Genomic DNA, 13,748 nt, shown 5'->3' with positions numbered 1-13,748 from the left:
GCTGGATCGCATGGGAAAATTTCCGTGTAGGATGCTGTATATATATACAGTATTTCCCTACACCTCATGCCCACTCCGGCTAGCAGCGCTGAAGACATTCATCCATCGCTCTGGCGAGCATCCCAACTCGCTCAGGGACAGGGCGATATCGTGGATACCGGCTACCCGGCGCTATCGGCCGAGTTGCCCGGCGGCGGCTGGCCGGTCGGCGTGTTGATTGATCTGATGATCCGCCAGGCGGGGAGCGGCGAGATGCGTCTCCTGCGGCCCGCGCTCGGCAGGCTTGCGGATCGTCCGATTGCACTGGTACAGCCCCCTCATCTGCCCGACGCCCTGGGGCTCAGCCATATCGGATTACCGCTTGATCGCCTGCTACTGATCAGGACACCAAAATTTACCGATGCCCTCTGGTCCGCAACGCAGATTCTGCGTGCGGGCAGTTGCGGCGCACTGATGCTGTGGGCACACCACGCGCATGCCTCATCGCTGAGACGTCTGCATCTGGCCGCCCAGGCATCCGGAACGCTGTTCGTGATGATCCGGCCGATCGAGACGGCGCAGCAGGCATCGCCGGCCATGCTGAGGCTGATATTGCGACCGACCGACGAAGGCTTGAGCGTCGACATCGTGAAACGGCGAGGCCCCCTGCGTACGGAATCTGTGTCGATTGCTCTTCAACCCACCCCCATTCTGTTTTCCCGCCATGCGCGTCTTTCTCGCCGTTCATCTGCCACGGTTGTGCATCGAGGTCTTTCGGCCGAAGTGGTCGCCTGAGCCCGCGTGCGGCAGTGCCGTGCTCGAGCGGGACACGGTGCTCGTCGCGGATGATGCGGCGCGCGCAGCCGGCGTCAGTCCCGGCATGAAGCGCGGCGGAGTCGTGACGCTTTCGCCGCAGACCATGCTGTACGAACGCGAAATGGCGCGCGAATGCGCGGTGCAGCGTGAAGTCGCGATATCGCTGATGAGGTTTTCTCCCGATCTCGCATTACTCGACGAAGCCACGATCGTTGTCGAAGTCGGCGCGAGCCTGCGGCTTTTCGGTGGCATGCTGTCGCTGTGCAGGCAGGCAAGGGCGCTGCTCGGCACGCTCGGTCTGAGCGCCCGTATCGGCGTTGCCCCGACCGGGTACGGCGCCGCGCTGCTGGCAACGCAGCGGGCCCGGCGGGTCCTGCAGTTCGCGTCGCTCGAACGCGTGCTGTCGCCGTTGCCGCTGCAGGCAATCGCGGCATGCCGTCCGTTTGCCGACTGGTTCGCGGGACTGGGCTGCGACACCCTTGCCGATCTGCGACGCTTGCCGCGAGCGGGGCTGCTGCGGCGTTGCGGCGAAACATTGCTCGACTCGCTGGATCGCGCATTCGGCACTGCCCCGGAGCTCTTCGACTGGTTCGAATTGCCGCCGTTTTTTTCGGCACGTGTCGAGTTGCCGGACCGGATCGAGGACGCAAGCCACGCCCTCTTCGCCGCGCACCGGCTGCTCGTGCAGCTATGCGGCTGGCTGTGTGCGAAGCAGCTGGCCGTATCGGCGTTCACGCTGTCGATCGAACACGAGCGCGGCCGCGCGGCGCTGCCGCCTACGACGCTTGATATCGCGCTCGCCGATCCGACCTGGCGAGAAGCACACCTGCTGCGTCTTCTGACCGAGCGGCTGCACCGGCTCGCGTTGCCCGCACCGGCACTCGCGTTGCGGCTCGATGCGGTGCGCTTCGCACCCGCGGAGCCCGCAACGCAGACGCTGTTTCCGCAGCCCGGCGCCTCGCCGCAAGATCACGCGCGTTTGCTCGAACTGCTGATTGCCCGTCTGGGCGAGGAGAACGTGCTGCGCCCGGCGCCCCTCGCGGATCACCGGCCGGAGGTCGCAAACCGCTGGGTGCCGGTACACCAGGCGGTGAAAGCCGACGGCCTGCCGCAGACCCTGCCGCGGCCGACCTGGATGCTGGCCGAACCGTTGCGTCTGCTGATGCGGGACGATCGACCGTTCTACGGCTCGTCGCTGCGCGTCGTATCGCCGGCCGAGCGGATCGAGGCCGGCTGGTTCGACGGCCAGTTGGTCACGCGCGATTATTTCGTCGCGCAGGCGGACGACCGCAGCTACTACTGGATTTACCGTGAGCGTGTCAGCAGCCGCGATGCCGAAAACGCACCGCGCTGGTTTTTGCACGGCCTGTTCGGATGACGGGCGATGGACATGACCTCCACCCTCGTGCCGGCCTATGCCGAGCTGTTCTGTTTGTCCAACTTCACGTTTCTGCATGGTGCGTCGCATGCGGAAGAGCTGGCCGACCGTGCCGCCCAGCTCGGTTATGCCGGGCTCGCGATCACTGACGAGTGCTCGCTCGCCGGCATCGTGCGCGCGTACGTCGCCGCGCAGGAGGCAACGCTGCCGCTCGTCGTCGGTTCGTACTTCCAGTTGCGCCATGCCGACGGTTCGCCTGCGTTCGGATTGATCCTGCTCGCACAGAATCGCGAGGGATACGGCAATCTGTCGGAGCTGATCACGCTGGCGCGCACCCGCATGCCGAAAGGCGAATACCGGCTGACGCCGCAAGACCTGTCGCGGCCCGAACGCGCGCACGCGCATCTGCGTGGCGCGCCCGATTGTCTCGCGATCCTCGTGCCGGATTTTCCCGCGCGCGAAGACAGGCTGGCGTCGCAGCTCGAATGGCTCAATGCCACTTTTCCGGGGCGCGCCTGGGTCGGGCTGGTCCAGCTACAGCGCGCGATGGACGATATTCACCGCGGTGCGATCGAGCATGCCGCCGGGCAGATGCAGGTACCGGTCGTCGCACTCGGCCATGTCGTGATGCACGTGCGCTCGCGCAAACCGCTGCAGGACACGATGACGGCGATCCGTATCGGCCAGCCGGTCCAGGCGTGCGGCTATGCGCTCGCGCCGAATGCCGAGCAGCATCTGCGCTCGCGGCTGCGCATCGCCAACCTGTACCCGGAGCAGGCGTTGCGCGAGACGATCAACGTGCTGAACCGCTGTACGTTTTCGCTCGGGAACGATCTGAAATACGAGTATCCCGATGAACTCGTGCCGCGGGGCTATACGCCAGGCGCCTACTTGCGTCAGGAAACCTGGCGCGGTGCGCAGCAGCGCTTTGCCGCCGGCATCCCGGTTCAGGTGCGCACGCAGCTTGAACACGAGCTTGCGCTGATTGAGGATCTTGGCTACGAGCCGTATTTCCTGACGGTCTACGATATCGTCCGGTATGCGCGCAGTCAGGGCATCCTGTGCCAGGGGCGCGGTTCGGCGGCCAACTCCGTGGTGTGCTACTGCCTCGAGATCACCGCGGTGGATCCGATCCGCAGCAACATGCTGTTCGAACGCTTTCTGTCGAAGGAGCGGGGCGAGCCGCCGGATATCGATGTCGATTTCGAGCATCAGCGGCGCGAGGAGGTCATCCAGTACATCTATCGCAAGTACGGACACGAGCGCGCAGCCCTCGCTGCCGCGGTGTCGACCTATCGCCCGCGCGGCGCGTTGCGCGAAACGGGCAAGGCGCTGGGGATCGACGCGCAGATTATCGACAGGGTCGCGAAGTCGTATCACTGGTTCGATAACCATGACGATCTGCTGGAGCGTTTCGCGGAGGTCGGACTCGATCCGCAGGCGCCGCTGATCCAGACATGGGCGAAGCTCGCGTCGCAACTGCTGAATTTTCCACGCCATCTGTCGCAGCATTCGGGCGGCTTCGTGATCAGTCGCGGCAAGCTGACGCGGCTCGTGCCGGTGGAAAACGCGGCCATGCCGGAGCGCTCGGTGATCCAGTGGGACAAGAACGACCTTGAATCGTTAGGTTTGCTGAAGGTCGATGTGCTTGCGCTCGGCATGCTGTCGGCGATCCGGCGCACGCTCGATCTGGTTTCGGCGCGGCGTGGCGAACACTTCAGCATGCAGGATATCCCCGATGGCGACGGCCCGACATACGACATGATCTGCCGTGCCGACACGATCGGCGTGTTCCAGATCGAGTCGCGAGCGCAGATGTCGATGCTGCCGCGCCTGCGTCCGCGCAATTTCTACGATCTCGTGATCGAGGTTGCGATCGTGCGCCCGGGGCCGATCCAGGGTGGCGCGGTCCATCCGTATCTGCAGCGCCGTCAGGAGATCGAGCCGGTCACTTACCCGAGCGACGCCTTGCGGGCCGCACTGGAGCGTACGTACGGCGTGCCGATTTTCCAGGAGCAGGTGATGCAGGTGGCGATGTGCGCCGCCGGCTTCACGCCCGGCGAAGCCGACCAGTTGCGCCGCGCAATGGCGGCCTGGAAGCGCAAGGGCGGCCTCGAAAAATACTACGACCGGATTGTCAACGGCATGCTCGAGCGCGGCTATGCGCGCGAGTTCGCCGAGGCGATTTTCGAGCAGATCAAGGGGTTCGGCGAGTACGGTTTTCCTGAGAGCCACGCGGCGAGCTTTGCGCTGCTCGTATACACGAGCAGCTGGCTGAAATGCCACGAGCCGGAGGCCTTTCTGGCCGCGATGCTCAATAGCCAGCCAATGGGCTTTTATTCGCCGTCGCAACTCGTGCAGGATGCGCGGCGGCATGGCGTCGTCGTGTTGCCGGTCGACGTGACGATCAGCGATTGGGATTCGACGCTCGAGTCGCGCGCTGGCGCGGCGCGCCCGGCCGTGCGGCTCGGCTTGTCGCGGCTGCGCGGGATGAACGAGGATGCGGCGCAGCGTATCGGGAAGGCGCGTGCGGCGCGTCCGTTCGCGAGCGTGCACGACCTCGCGCACCGCGCGCAGCTGGGCCGGCACGATCTGCAGGTGCTTGCCGACGCGAATGCGCTTGCCGCGCTCGCCGGCAACCGTCGCGCGGCGCTGTGGCAGGCAGTGGCCGCGGTGCCGGACAAGGACATGCTGGCGCCCGCCGCGGTGCAGGACGACACGCCGGACTTGGGCACGCCTTCGGAGGCGTGTGAGGTCGTGGCGGATTACCGGTCGGTGGGATTGACGCTCGGCCGTCATCCGCTCGAACTGCTGCGCCCCAGACTGCTTGCGAGCCGGCTGCTGCCGGCGGCGACGCTGAACGGCTATCCGGACGGCCGGCTTGCTCGCGCCTGCGGGATCGTCACGGTCCGGCAGCGGCCGGGCACGGCGAAGGGCGTGCTTTTCATGACGCTCGAAGACGAGACCGGCCATGTCAACGTGATCGTCTGGCCGGCGCTGGTCGAGGCGCAGCGCAAGGAGGTGCTGGGCGCGTCGCTGCTTGCGGTGTATGGAGTCTGGCAGCGGGAGGGCGAGGTGCGGCATCTGGTGGCGCAGCGGCTTGTCGATCTGTCGTCGCTGCTGGAGGGGCTGCGCCATACCAGCCGGGATTTTTGCTGAACGGCGCGGATAACTCAGGGCCGCACCGTCGGGATAACGCAATCGGGGCAACTCAGGGCATCGCATCGACGGGCGCGGCGTTCGGGCCATGCCACGGAAAGCGTGCGAGCACGTGCCGGATCGCGGTGTCGAAGGGCGTGCGGCGGCCAATGCCGAGTGCCTCGAGCCGGCTGGCATCGAGCTGGCAGTTATAAGGACGCGGGGTTGCGTCCGCCGGCGTGTATTGCGGCACGATCCGGGCATCGAGGTGAAGTGCGTGCGCGAGCCGGAGCGCGATGTCGTGTTTTGTCATCGGCTCGTCGCCGGACCACTGCGCGATGCCGCCGATCGTTGCGCCGCGCGCGTGGCATTCGAGCATCTGCCGGATCACGTGCGCCACGTCGGGCGTGAAGGTCGGGTAGCGGATCGCCCATGCGTCCATCACGGCCGGCTTCGCATCGGGTCCGGCCCCGGCCGAGGCTGCGATGGCCGGCACGAGGCTGGTTACGGCCGATTCCGACCAGTCGGCGATCGGGCCATACAGCAGCGGCAGGCGCAACACGCAGCCGAGGTGCGCCGTCTCCGCGAGCGCCTGCTCGCCTTCGAGCTTGCTGCGGCCGTACGCGTTGAGCGGCGCCGGGACGGCGTCCGTGCGATAGGGCGGATGCGTGCCGTCGAATACGTAGTCCGTCGAGATCGACAGCACCCACGCGCCGCATCGGTTGGCTGCCGCCGCGAGCGTGCGCACCGCATCGACATTCAGCGCGCGGGCGAGCGCGGGGTCGCGCTCGCAGATGTCCGGGCGCCGCTCGGCGGCCGCGATCACGATTGCGTCGGGCGCTTCCCGCGCGACGAACTGTTCGAGCGCCGCCGGGTCGCGGACGTCGAGCGTCTTCATTGGCGCAGTGGCCCGCCGCAGGGCGGTCGTCACGATGTGCCAGCCTGCCTGCAGCGCCAGTTCGTCGACGAGCGCGCGACCCAGCAGCCCCGATGCGCCGATCACCGCCACCTTGAACATGGAGGCTGGTATCAACGCGTGGCGACGACCGTGTAACCGGCTTCGCCGATCGCTGCTTTCAGCGTGTCGACGGCCTGCGCGGAGTCCACTTTCACGCGGCCGTGTGCGAGGTCGACCTCGACGCGGGCGGCGGCATCATGCTCACGGATGGCGTTCGTGACGGCGGCGATGCAATGCTGGCAGCTCATGCCTGTGACCTGGAATTCGATCGTCATGGATTTACCTCGAAAAGATGAAGGGGGCGAGCGATGCCCGCTGGAATGCCGGGCCGCCGTCGACCTTCCCACGGTGGGAAGGTGTACGATGGCCCGGCAGAGTGGAGAAACGCAGATGAACATTGGTGAAGCGGCCCGCGCGTCGGGCGTGACGGCGAAGATGATCCGCTACTACGAGCAAGTCGGCCTGCTGGCGGCAAAGGGGCGCACGAGCGCCGGCTACCGGGTGTACGGCGAGCAGGAAGTGCATTCTCTGCGCTTCATTCGCCAGGCGCGGCGTCTCGGCTTTCTCGTCGACGACATCCGCCGGCTGCTTGCGCTGTGGCAGGATCGCTCGCGCGCGAGCGCCGAAGTGAAGGCGATCGCCCTTCAGCATGTGGCCGACCTTGACCGGCGGATTGCCGAGCTGACCCAGATGCGCGACACGCTGTCGCACCTCGCCGCCCATTGTCATGGCGACGCGCGGCCCGATTGCCCGATCATCGAATGTCTCGCCGCGGAGCATGCGCCGGCGTGCGAGCAATGCGCGGCCGGGTAGACGAGGGCCGCCACATGACACCAACGCCCGGCGTCCAGCGTCCGTGTGCACGAAAATGGTGCGGTTCGCCGGCTCATCGTGTCCAAGGCTGGCATTAATTCCATAAAAATCAGAGGCCTTCCTGCGGTGTGCTGCTGCACCATTCCAAAACAGAATGCACATCATTCGGGCATTTCACTGGTCAAACGATCTGATTCGCTTATAATGCGGGTTAACCCTTTATAAGGGTAATCCCTGATGCGACATCCACCGGGGACACACACCTGATCCTTGGAGAACATCATGTTTGCATACATTCTGGAAAAGCTGAGTAACTGGTTCGAAGGCGCGGAGCGTAGCCGTCGCGAGGCATACCTTGCCGCATCGACGGACATCGTCCAGCTCGAACAGCGCATCCGTTCGCTCGAAAAGAACGGCTACTCGCTGTAAGCAACGGCGTCGCGGCGGCCTCGGGCCGCCTGGCCGTCAAGCGCAAGCCCCGCATTGGCGGGGCTTTGTCGTTTCTGCGCGCCGATGGCAGACGGTCGCCCTACGTTGTCTGTCGAGCAGACCCCCATGTGACTAGCCTGAACGTTGCCACCGCGGTAAGGTAAAGCGTTATTTGCGCAGTTCCGCCTTCCAATCCTGACGCGGCCCGCTCATGCACCCAGCCTTTTCACCCCGTTCGTCGCAACGCGCAACCACCATCACGCGGATTGCCGTCGCAGCCCTGCTGACGATACCGCTCACCGTCGCCTTTGCCGCCCCGTCGGGGGGCCAGCCTGAAGTGCTGGGCACGCAGCAGGGCATCAACGACGGTCAGGGCGGGATCGTGTTGCAGACCGCGCCGTTCTCGCATGCGCCGATCGTGCAGGCCCGGCCGATCGCGAAACCCGTCGAGCTGGCTCCGGAGTCCTCCGGGCCGATCGTCGTCGAGCCTTATATTGCGGTGCCCGGCGGCAACGGAGGCTATACCGGCTACGGCGGTAGTTCGAACGCTGCGCGGACGAAGCCGACCGTTCGCCCCGTGCAGCCACCGCAGTAGGTTTGCGCGCAGCGCGCCCAGCGCCTTCCTGCCGCCGGCCGGGACGGCGTGCTCAGTCGATCCGGTGTTCGAGCCGGAATTGCGCGGCTTTGTCGTTGCCGAGCGCCTCGACGAGCCAGGGCATGGCAACCTTTAGCATGTTCGTCAGCGTATAGGGCGGGTTCAGGATGAACATGCCGCTGCCGAACAGTCCCAGACCGCCTGCGGGCGGCTCGCTGACTGTCAGCGACACATGCAGCCAGTTGCCCGGCTGCAGCTTTTTCAACTGCTCGGGAAAGCGCTGCGATTCGGTACGCGCGACCTGCGGGTACCAGACTGCATACATTCCGGTCGCAAAGCGCTGCAGGCATGCTTCAACGCAGTTCAGCGTGCGGCTGTAGTCGCGTTTGTCCTCGTATGACGGGTCGATCAGGGTTAGCGCGCGGCGGGGGGGCGGCGGCAGCAGCGCCTTGATGCCGTCGAAGCCGTCGCCGGCGTACAGCATCGCACGCCGGCCGGCGTCGCGGAAATTGTGCTGCAGCACCTCGATTTCGGTGCTGTGCAATTCGAACAGGCGCATGCGGTCCTGTTCGCGCATCAGGCGCCAGGCCAGATACGGTGAGCCGGGATAGAAACGCAGTTCACCATCCGCATTGAGGGCTGCCACTTCGTCGACGTAGTCGGCGAGCAGCGGGGGCAGGTCGGTGCGTCCCCAGAGTCTGCCGATGCCGGTCTCGAACTCGCCCGTGCGGGTTGCGTAGCCTTCGTTCAGCGCATAGACGCCGGCGCCCGCGTGCGTGTCGACATACCAGTACGGCTTGTCCTTCTGGGCGAGGTAGCGCAGCAACTGCACGACGACGGCGTGTTTCAGGACGTCGGCATGATTGCCGGCGTGAAAGGCATGGCGGTAACTGAGCATGATTCGGCGAAACAGAACGGAGAGGGCGCGAGGCGCCGGTGACGGGCAGCCGCGGGGCGGCCGCGTATTGTACGCGACGCGCCACCGCGCACCACGTGCTGCTCAATCGTAAGCGTCGCCGACGATCTCTTCGATCCTCTGCTTCACTTCGGGCGTGATCTTCGCGGCGACGTCCTTCGCTTTCATGTTCTCCTCGATCTGCGAGACGCGGGATGCGCCGGTAATCACGGTGCTGACATGCGGATTTTTCAGAATCCACGCGATCGCCAGTTGCGCGACCGTACAGCCGAGTTCGTCGGCCATGGCGCCCAGCTTCGCGACAAGCTCGTTTCTGTGCGTGTCGGTCAACTGCTTGCGCAGCCAGTCGTAGCCTTGCAGTTGCGCGCGGCTGTCGGCGGGTACGCCGCTGCGGTATTTGCCGGTCAGCAGTCCCGATGCCAGCGGACTCCACGTGGTCAGGCCGAGGCCGATGTCGTCGTAAAGGCGCCGGTACTCCTGCTCGACACGTTTGCGATGAAACAGGTTGTACTGCGGCTGCTCCATGACCGGCTTGTGCAGGTGGTGCCGCTCCGCGATCTCGAACGCCGCGCGGATTTCATCCGCACTCCATTCGGATGTGCCCCAGTAGAGGGCCTTGCCGCGCGCGATGATGTCGCTCATGGCCCAGACCGTTTCCTCGACCGGCGTATGCGGGTCCGGCCGGTGGCAGAACACGAGATCCACGTAATCGAGTTGCAGGCGTGCGAGCGAGCCGTCGATCGCGTTCAGCAGGTATTTGCGGTTCAGCGTGTGGTACTGGTTCGGCGCCTCCTGCAGGCCCCAGAAGAACTTGGTCGAGACGACGTAGCTGATGCGCGGCCACGCCAGTTCCTTGAGTGCCTCGCCCATGATCTGCTCGGACGCGCCGCCCGCATAAACCTCCGCGTTGTCGAAGAAATTGACGCCCGCATCACGCGCTGCAGCAAGCGACTCGCGGGCTGCGCGGCGATCCACCTGATTGCCGTACGTGACCCACGAGCCGATGGACAGCTCGCTGACCTGCAGGCCGGAACGGCCCAGTCTCCGATAATTCATGCGTTTCTCCTTGCAACTCGGTGCAATGACTGCGCCAGGCGGCGCGTGAAACAGACAGTGTAAAGAGATCCTGGCCGGCGTGTGATTTCACGCTGAACGACACGCGGTTCATGCACAATAGCAGGGTTGGCCGCAGTGCAGCATTCGTCCGTACGGCCTATGCCATCCGGATAGTTTCGCACTGCCGCCGCGCCATGGTCTCATTGCTCATCAACTGTATGGAGGCGCTGAATGTCGTCGCAGAATACCAATCTGAATGGCAAGGTCGCGGTCGTCACGGGTGCCGCGAGCGGGATCGGCAAGCAGATCGCGCTGACCCTGTCGGCCGCGGGAGCCGCTGTTGCGATCGCCGACCTGAACCTCGACGGCGCGAATGCGGTCGCGCAGGAGATCCGTCAGGCGGGCGGCAAGGCGCTCGGCGTGGCGATGGACGTCACGAACGAAGAAGCGGTCAATCAGGGGATCGACAAGGTCGCGGCCGAACTCGGCTCGGTGGACATTCTCATCTCGAACGCCGGCATCCAGATCGTCAATCCGATCGAAAACTACGCATTCTCGGACTGGAAGAAGATGCAGGCGATCCACGTGGACGGCGCCTTCCTTACCACCAAGGCGGCGCTGAAGCACATGTACAAGGACGATCGCGGCGGCATCGTGATCTACATGGGCTCGGTGCATTCGCACGAGGCCTCGCCGCTGAAGTCGGCCTATGTCGCTGCCAAGCACGCACTGCTTGGTCTCGCGCGCGTGCTGGCGAAGGAGGGCGCGAAGCACAACGTCCGCTCGCATGTCGTGTGCCCCGGCTTCGTGCGCACGCCGCTCGTGGACAAGCAGATTCCCGAGCAGGCAAAGGAGCTCGGCATCAGCGAGGAGCAGGTGATCCGCAACGTGATGCTCGGGGGCACCGTGGACGGCGTTTTCACCACTGTCGAAGACGTCGCGCAAACCGTGCTGTTCCTGTCCACGTTCCCGAGCGCGGCCTTGACCGGTCAATCGTTCATCGTGAGCCACGGCTGGTATATGCAGTAAGGAGCCGGACATGGCCCAACGCAATGTCAAGCGGGCGCGCATCGACGCGGCCGGCGACGGGGACGGCGAGCGCGCCGGCGCAGCGGCCGGGCATCAGGCGCGCGCGCTGCACGGCGTGTCCCAGTACGAAACCGTCGCGCTCATGCTGCAGGGCGGCGGGGCGCTCGGCGCCTATCAGGCGGGCGTCTACCAGGGGCTGGCGGAAGCCGGCATCCAGCCGAACTGGATCGCGGGCATCTCGATCGGCGCGCTCAATACCGCCATCATCGCCGGCAACGCGCCCGAGCATCGCGTCGCGCGGTTGCTCGAATTCTGGAACACGATCTGCCAGCCGGCGCTCGGCTTGCCGATGCCGGGCTTCGTCGAAGACACGCTGTTCAATTCGGCCGAACCGGTGCGCAAGGCGTTGACGGCGCTGCAGGCGACCGGCGCGATCATGCAGGGGCAAAAGGGCTTTTTCGTACCGCGGTTTCCGCCTCCGCTCCCGGCCATGTCGGTGTCGCCGCAAGAAGCGAGCTACTACGATACGACGCCGCTCAAAGCCACACTCGAGCGGCTATGCGACTTTGACCGGATCAATTCCGGCGAGACGCGCGTGTCGGTCGGTGCGGTGAATGTCGGCACCGGCAACTTCGTGTACTTCGACAACACGCACACGACGCTGCGGCCCGAGCATTTCATCGCATCCGGTGCGCTGCCGCCCGGTTTCGGCGCGACGGAAATCGACGGAGAGTACTTCTGGGACGGCGGCCTGATGTCCAACACGCCGCTCTACGAGGTTGTCCAGACTTCGCCGCGGCGCGACACGCTTGCGTTTCAGGTGGACCTGTGGAGTGCGGTCGGTCCGGTGCCGGACAATCTTACCGACGTGCAGGGCCGCATGAAGGACATCCAGTACTCCAGCCGCACGCGCCTCGTCACCGACATGCTGCAGCGGTCGCAGCGTTTCAGGCACGTGCTGCGCGAAGTGCTCGATCGGGTCGCGCCCGAGCATCGCGACGACCCCTGGTGCAAGCTTGCCGACGAACTGTCCTGCTCGAAGCGCTACAACGTGATTCATCTGATCTACCGCGAGAAGGAATACGAGGGCAACTTCAAGGACTACCAGTTCGGCCTGTCCACGATGCGCGAGCACTGGGAAAGCGGCTTGCAGGATATTCGGGCGTCCCTCGCGCAGCCGGGCTGGCTCGAGTTGCCGCAGAACGATGCCGGGTTCGTCACGCACGACATTCACCGGGATGTCCGCTGAGACGCAAGCGCCCGACACACCTCGCAGTCGTGAAAACGGCGCCCCGCGGGGCGCCGTTTCTTCTGGCAGGCGGGCCACCTCTGAAGGTTGCCTTGCCGCCGGCTCGAAGGTTCGCCGGCAAGCCCGTTCAGGACGGGCTGCTCCGCCGTAGCCTCAGGACGTTACTTCAGAACCTGCGCAATCGCGCTGGCGACCGCGTCGATGTTGCGCGTGTTCAACGCGGCGACGCAGATACGGCCCGTGCTGACCGCGTAGATGCCGAACTCGTCGCGCAGGCGGTCCACTTGCTGCGCGCTCAGGCCCGAGTACGAGAACATGCCGCGTTGTGCGTTCACGAAGCTGAAATCGCGCGCGACGCCGTTCGCTTTCAGACGTTCGACGAGGCCATGGCGCATCGCGCGGATGCGGTCGCGCATTTCGCCCAGTTCCGCTTCCCACGTGGCGCGCAGTTCGGGCGAACCCAGCACGGCCGCCACCACCGAGCCGCCGTGTGTCGGCGGGTTCGAATAGTTGGTGCGGATCACGCGCTTCAACTGCGACAGCACGCGCGCGGCTTCGTCCTTGCTGCCGGTGATGATCGACAGCGCGCCGACCCGCTCGCCGTACAGCGAGAACGACTTCGAGAACGACGACGATACGAACACGTTCAGCTCGGCATCGGCGAACAGGCGCACCGCAGCGGCGTCCGCTTCGATGTTTTCGCCGAAGCCCTGGTAGGCGATGTCGAGGAACGGCACCAGTTCGCGCGCCTTCACGACCTCGACGACCTGCTTCCATTGGGCCGCGGTCAGATCCACGCCGGTGGGGTTGTGGCAGCACGCGTGCAGCACGACGACGGTGCCCGGCGCGTAGCCGTTCAGCGCGGCGAGCATGCCGTCGAAATTCACGCCGTTCGTGTTCGCGTCATAGTACGGATACGACACGACTTCGAAGCCGGCGGCTTCGAACAGCGCCCGGTGGTTTTCCCAGCTCGGATCGCTGATCGCGACCCGGGAGGCGGGGTTCAGGCGCTTCAGGAAGTCCGCGCCGATTTTCAGCGCACCCGTGCCGCCCAGCGCCTGCGCGGTGACGACGCGGCCGGCGGCGATCAGCGGCGATTCGTTGCCCAGCAGCAGCTTCTGCACCGCCGCGTCGTACGCGGCAATCCCTTCGATCGGCAGATAGCCGCGCGGCAGTCCTGCCTCGACGCGCGCCTTTTCCGCATCGCGCACGGCGCGCAGCAGCGGAATCTTGCCTTCTTCGTTGAAGTACACGCCGACACCGAGGTTGACCTTGGTGGGACGGGTATCGGCGTTGAAAGCTTCGTTCAGGCCCAGGATCGGGTCGCGAGGAGCAAGTTCGACGGCGGAGAACAGAGACATGATGGTTCGGCAGTAGTGGAAAAAAATACGG

At 65.4% G+C, this 13,748-nt stretch carries 13 protein-coding genes; 8 read left to right on the top strand and 5 right to left on the bottom strand.

The window, feature by feature from the left end:
- Positions 1-66: 66 nt before the first annotated feature.
- From imuA to AC3AP7_RS10705, 3 genes are read left to right on the top strand one after another with little or no spacing between them, the layout of a single operon-like run.
- The gene (gene imuA, locus AC3AP7_RS10715; protein WP_475763213.1) at positions 67-774 is read left to right on the top strand and encodes a translesion DNA synthesis-associated protein ImuA; all 708 of its coding nucleotides are present in this window, start codon (positions 67-69) and stop codon (positions 772-774) included.
- Positions 704-2,173: a Y-family DNA polymerase gene (locus AC3AP7_RS10710; RefSeq protein WP_475763215.1), complete on the top strand. Its 1,470-nt coding sequence runs from the start codon at positions 704-706 to the stop codon at positions 2,171-2,173. The genes imuA and AC3AP7_RS10710 overlap by 71 nt, the downstream gene beginning before the upstream one ends.
- A gap of 6 nt (positions 2,174-2,179) precedes the next feature.
- Positions 2,180-5,332, top strand: coding sequence for an error-prone DNA polymerase (locus AC3AP7_RS10705; RefSeq protein ID WP_475763217.1), 3,153 nt, complete (start codon positions 2,180-2,182; stop codon positions 5,330-5,332).
- Positions 5,333-5,384: 52 nt separating this feature from the next.
- Here the strand turns inward: AC3AP7_RS10705 and AC3AP7_RS10700 are convergent, their stop codons facing one another.
- Both AC3AP7_RS10700 and AC3AP7_RS10695 read right to left on the bottom strand, forming a co-directional pair.
- Complete coding sequence (locus tag AC3AP7_RS10700) at positions 5,385-6,329, bottom strand: dTDP-4-dehydrorhamnose reductase family protein (protein WP_475763219.1); 945 nt, start codon at positions 6,327-6,329, stop codon at positions 5,385-5,387.
- 11 nt (positions 6,330-6,340) lie between these two features.
- Positions 6,341-6,544, bottom strand: a complete 204-nt coding sequence (locus AC3AP7_RS10695; protein ID WP_475763221.1) for a heavy-metal-associated domain-containing protein — start codon at positions 6,542-6,544, stop codon at positions 6,341-6,343.
- A 115-nt stretch (positions 6,545-6,659) separates the two neighbouring features.
- Between AC3AP7_RS10695 and cueR the strand changes: the two genes are divergently transcribed.
- The 3 genes from cueR to AC3AP7_RS10680 all read left to right on the top strand — a co-directional run bounded on the left by cueR (position 6,660) and on the right by AC3AP7_RS10680 (position 8,106).
- Positions 6,660-7,082, top strand: a complete 423-nt coding sequence (gene cueR / locus AC3AP7_RS10690; protein WP_475763223.1) for a Cu(I)-responsive transcriptional regulator — start codon at positions 6,660-6,662, stop codon at positions 7,080-7,082.
- A gap of 282 nt (positions 7,083-7,364) precedes the next feature.
- Positions 7,365-7,511, top strand: coding sequence for a DUF3563 family protein (locus AC3AP7_RS10685; protein ID WP_475763225.1), 147 nt, complete (start codon positions 7,365-7,367; stop codon positions 7,509-7,511).
- 211 nt (positions 7,512-7,722) lie between these two features.
- The gene (locus AC3AP7_RS10680; RefSeq protein WP_475763227.1) at positions 7,723-8,106 is read left to right on the top strand and encodes a hypothetical protein; all 384 of its coding nucleotides are present in this window, start codon (positions 7,723-7,725) and stop codon (positions 8,104-8,106) included.
- 52 nt (positions 8,107-8,158) lie between these two features.
- On the opposite strand, the gene AC3AP7_RS10675 is transcribed toward AC3AP7_RS10680, so the two are convergent.
- Complete coding sequence (locus tag AC3AP7_RS10675; protein WP_475763229.1) at positions 8,159-9,004, bottom strand: 23S rRNA (adenine(2030)-N(6))-methyltransferase RlmJ; 846 nt, start codon at positions 9,002-9,004, stop codon at positions 8,159-8,161.
- 102 nt (positions 9,005-9,106) lie between these two features.
- Complete coding sequence (locus tag AC3AP7_RS10670) at positions 9,107-10,078, bottom strand: potassium channel beta subunit family protein (RefSeq protein ID WP_475763231.1); 972 nt, start codon at positions 10,076-10,078, stop codon at positions 9,107-9,109.
- A 231-nt stretch (positions 10,079-10,309) separates the two neighbouring features.
- Here AC3AP7_RS10670 and AC3AP7_RS10665 point away from each other — a divergent pair, with 231 nt between their 5' ends.
- Positions 10,310-11,107: a 3-hydroxybutyrate dehydrogenase gene (locus AC3AP7_RS10665; RefSeq protein ID WP_475763233.1), complete on the top strand. Its 798-nt coding sequence runs from the start codon at positions 10,310-10,312 to the stop codon at positions 11,105-11,107.
- Between the two features lie 10 nt (positions 11,108-11,117).
- Entirely contained in the window at positions 11,118-12,356 is a 1,239-nt protein-coding gene (locus tag AC3AP7_RS10660; RefSeq protein ID WP_475763235.1) for a DUF3734 domain-containing protein, read from the top strand.
- Positions 12,357-12,517: 161 nt separating this feature from the next.
- Here AC3AP7_RS10660 and AC3AP7_RS10655 read toward each other — a convergent pair whose 3' ends face one another.
- Positions 12,518-13,717: an amino acid aminotransferase gene (locus tag AC3AP7_RS10655; protein ID WP_475763237.1), complete on the bottom strand. Its 1,200-nt coding sequence runs from the start codon at positions 13,715-13,717 to the stop codon at positions 12,518-12,520.
- Positions 13,718-13,748: the final 31 nt, after the last annotated feature.

It is taken from the genome of Paraburkholderia sp. PAMB 6770 (genome assembly GCF_057748135.1).
This window is presented reverse-complemented; position numbering and strand designations above follow the sequence as displayed.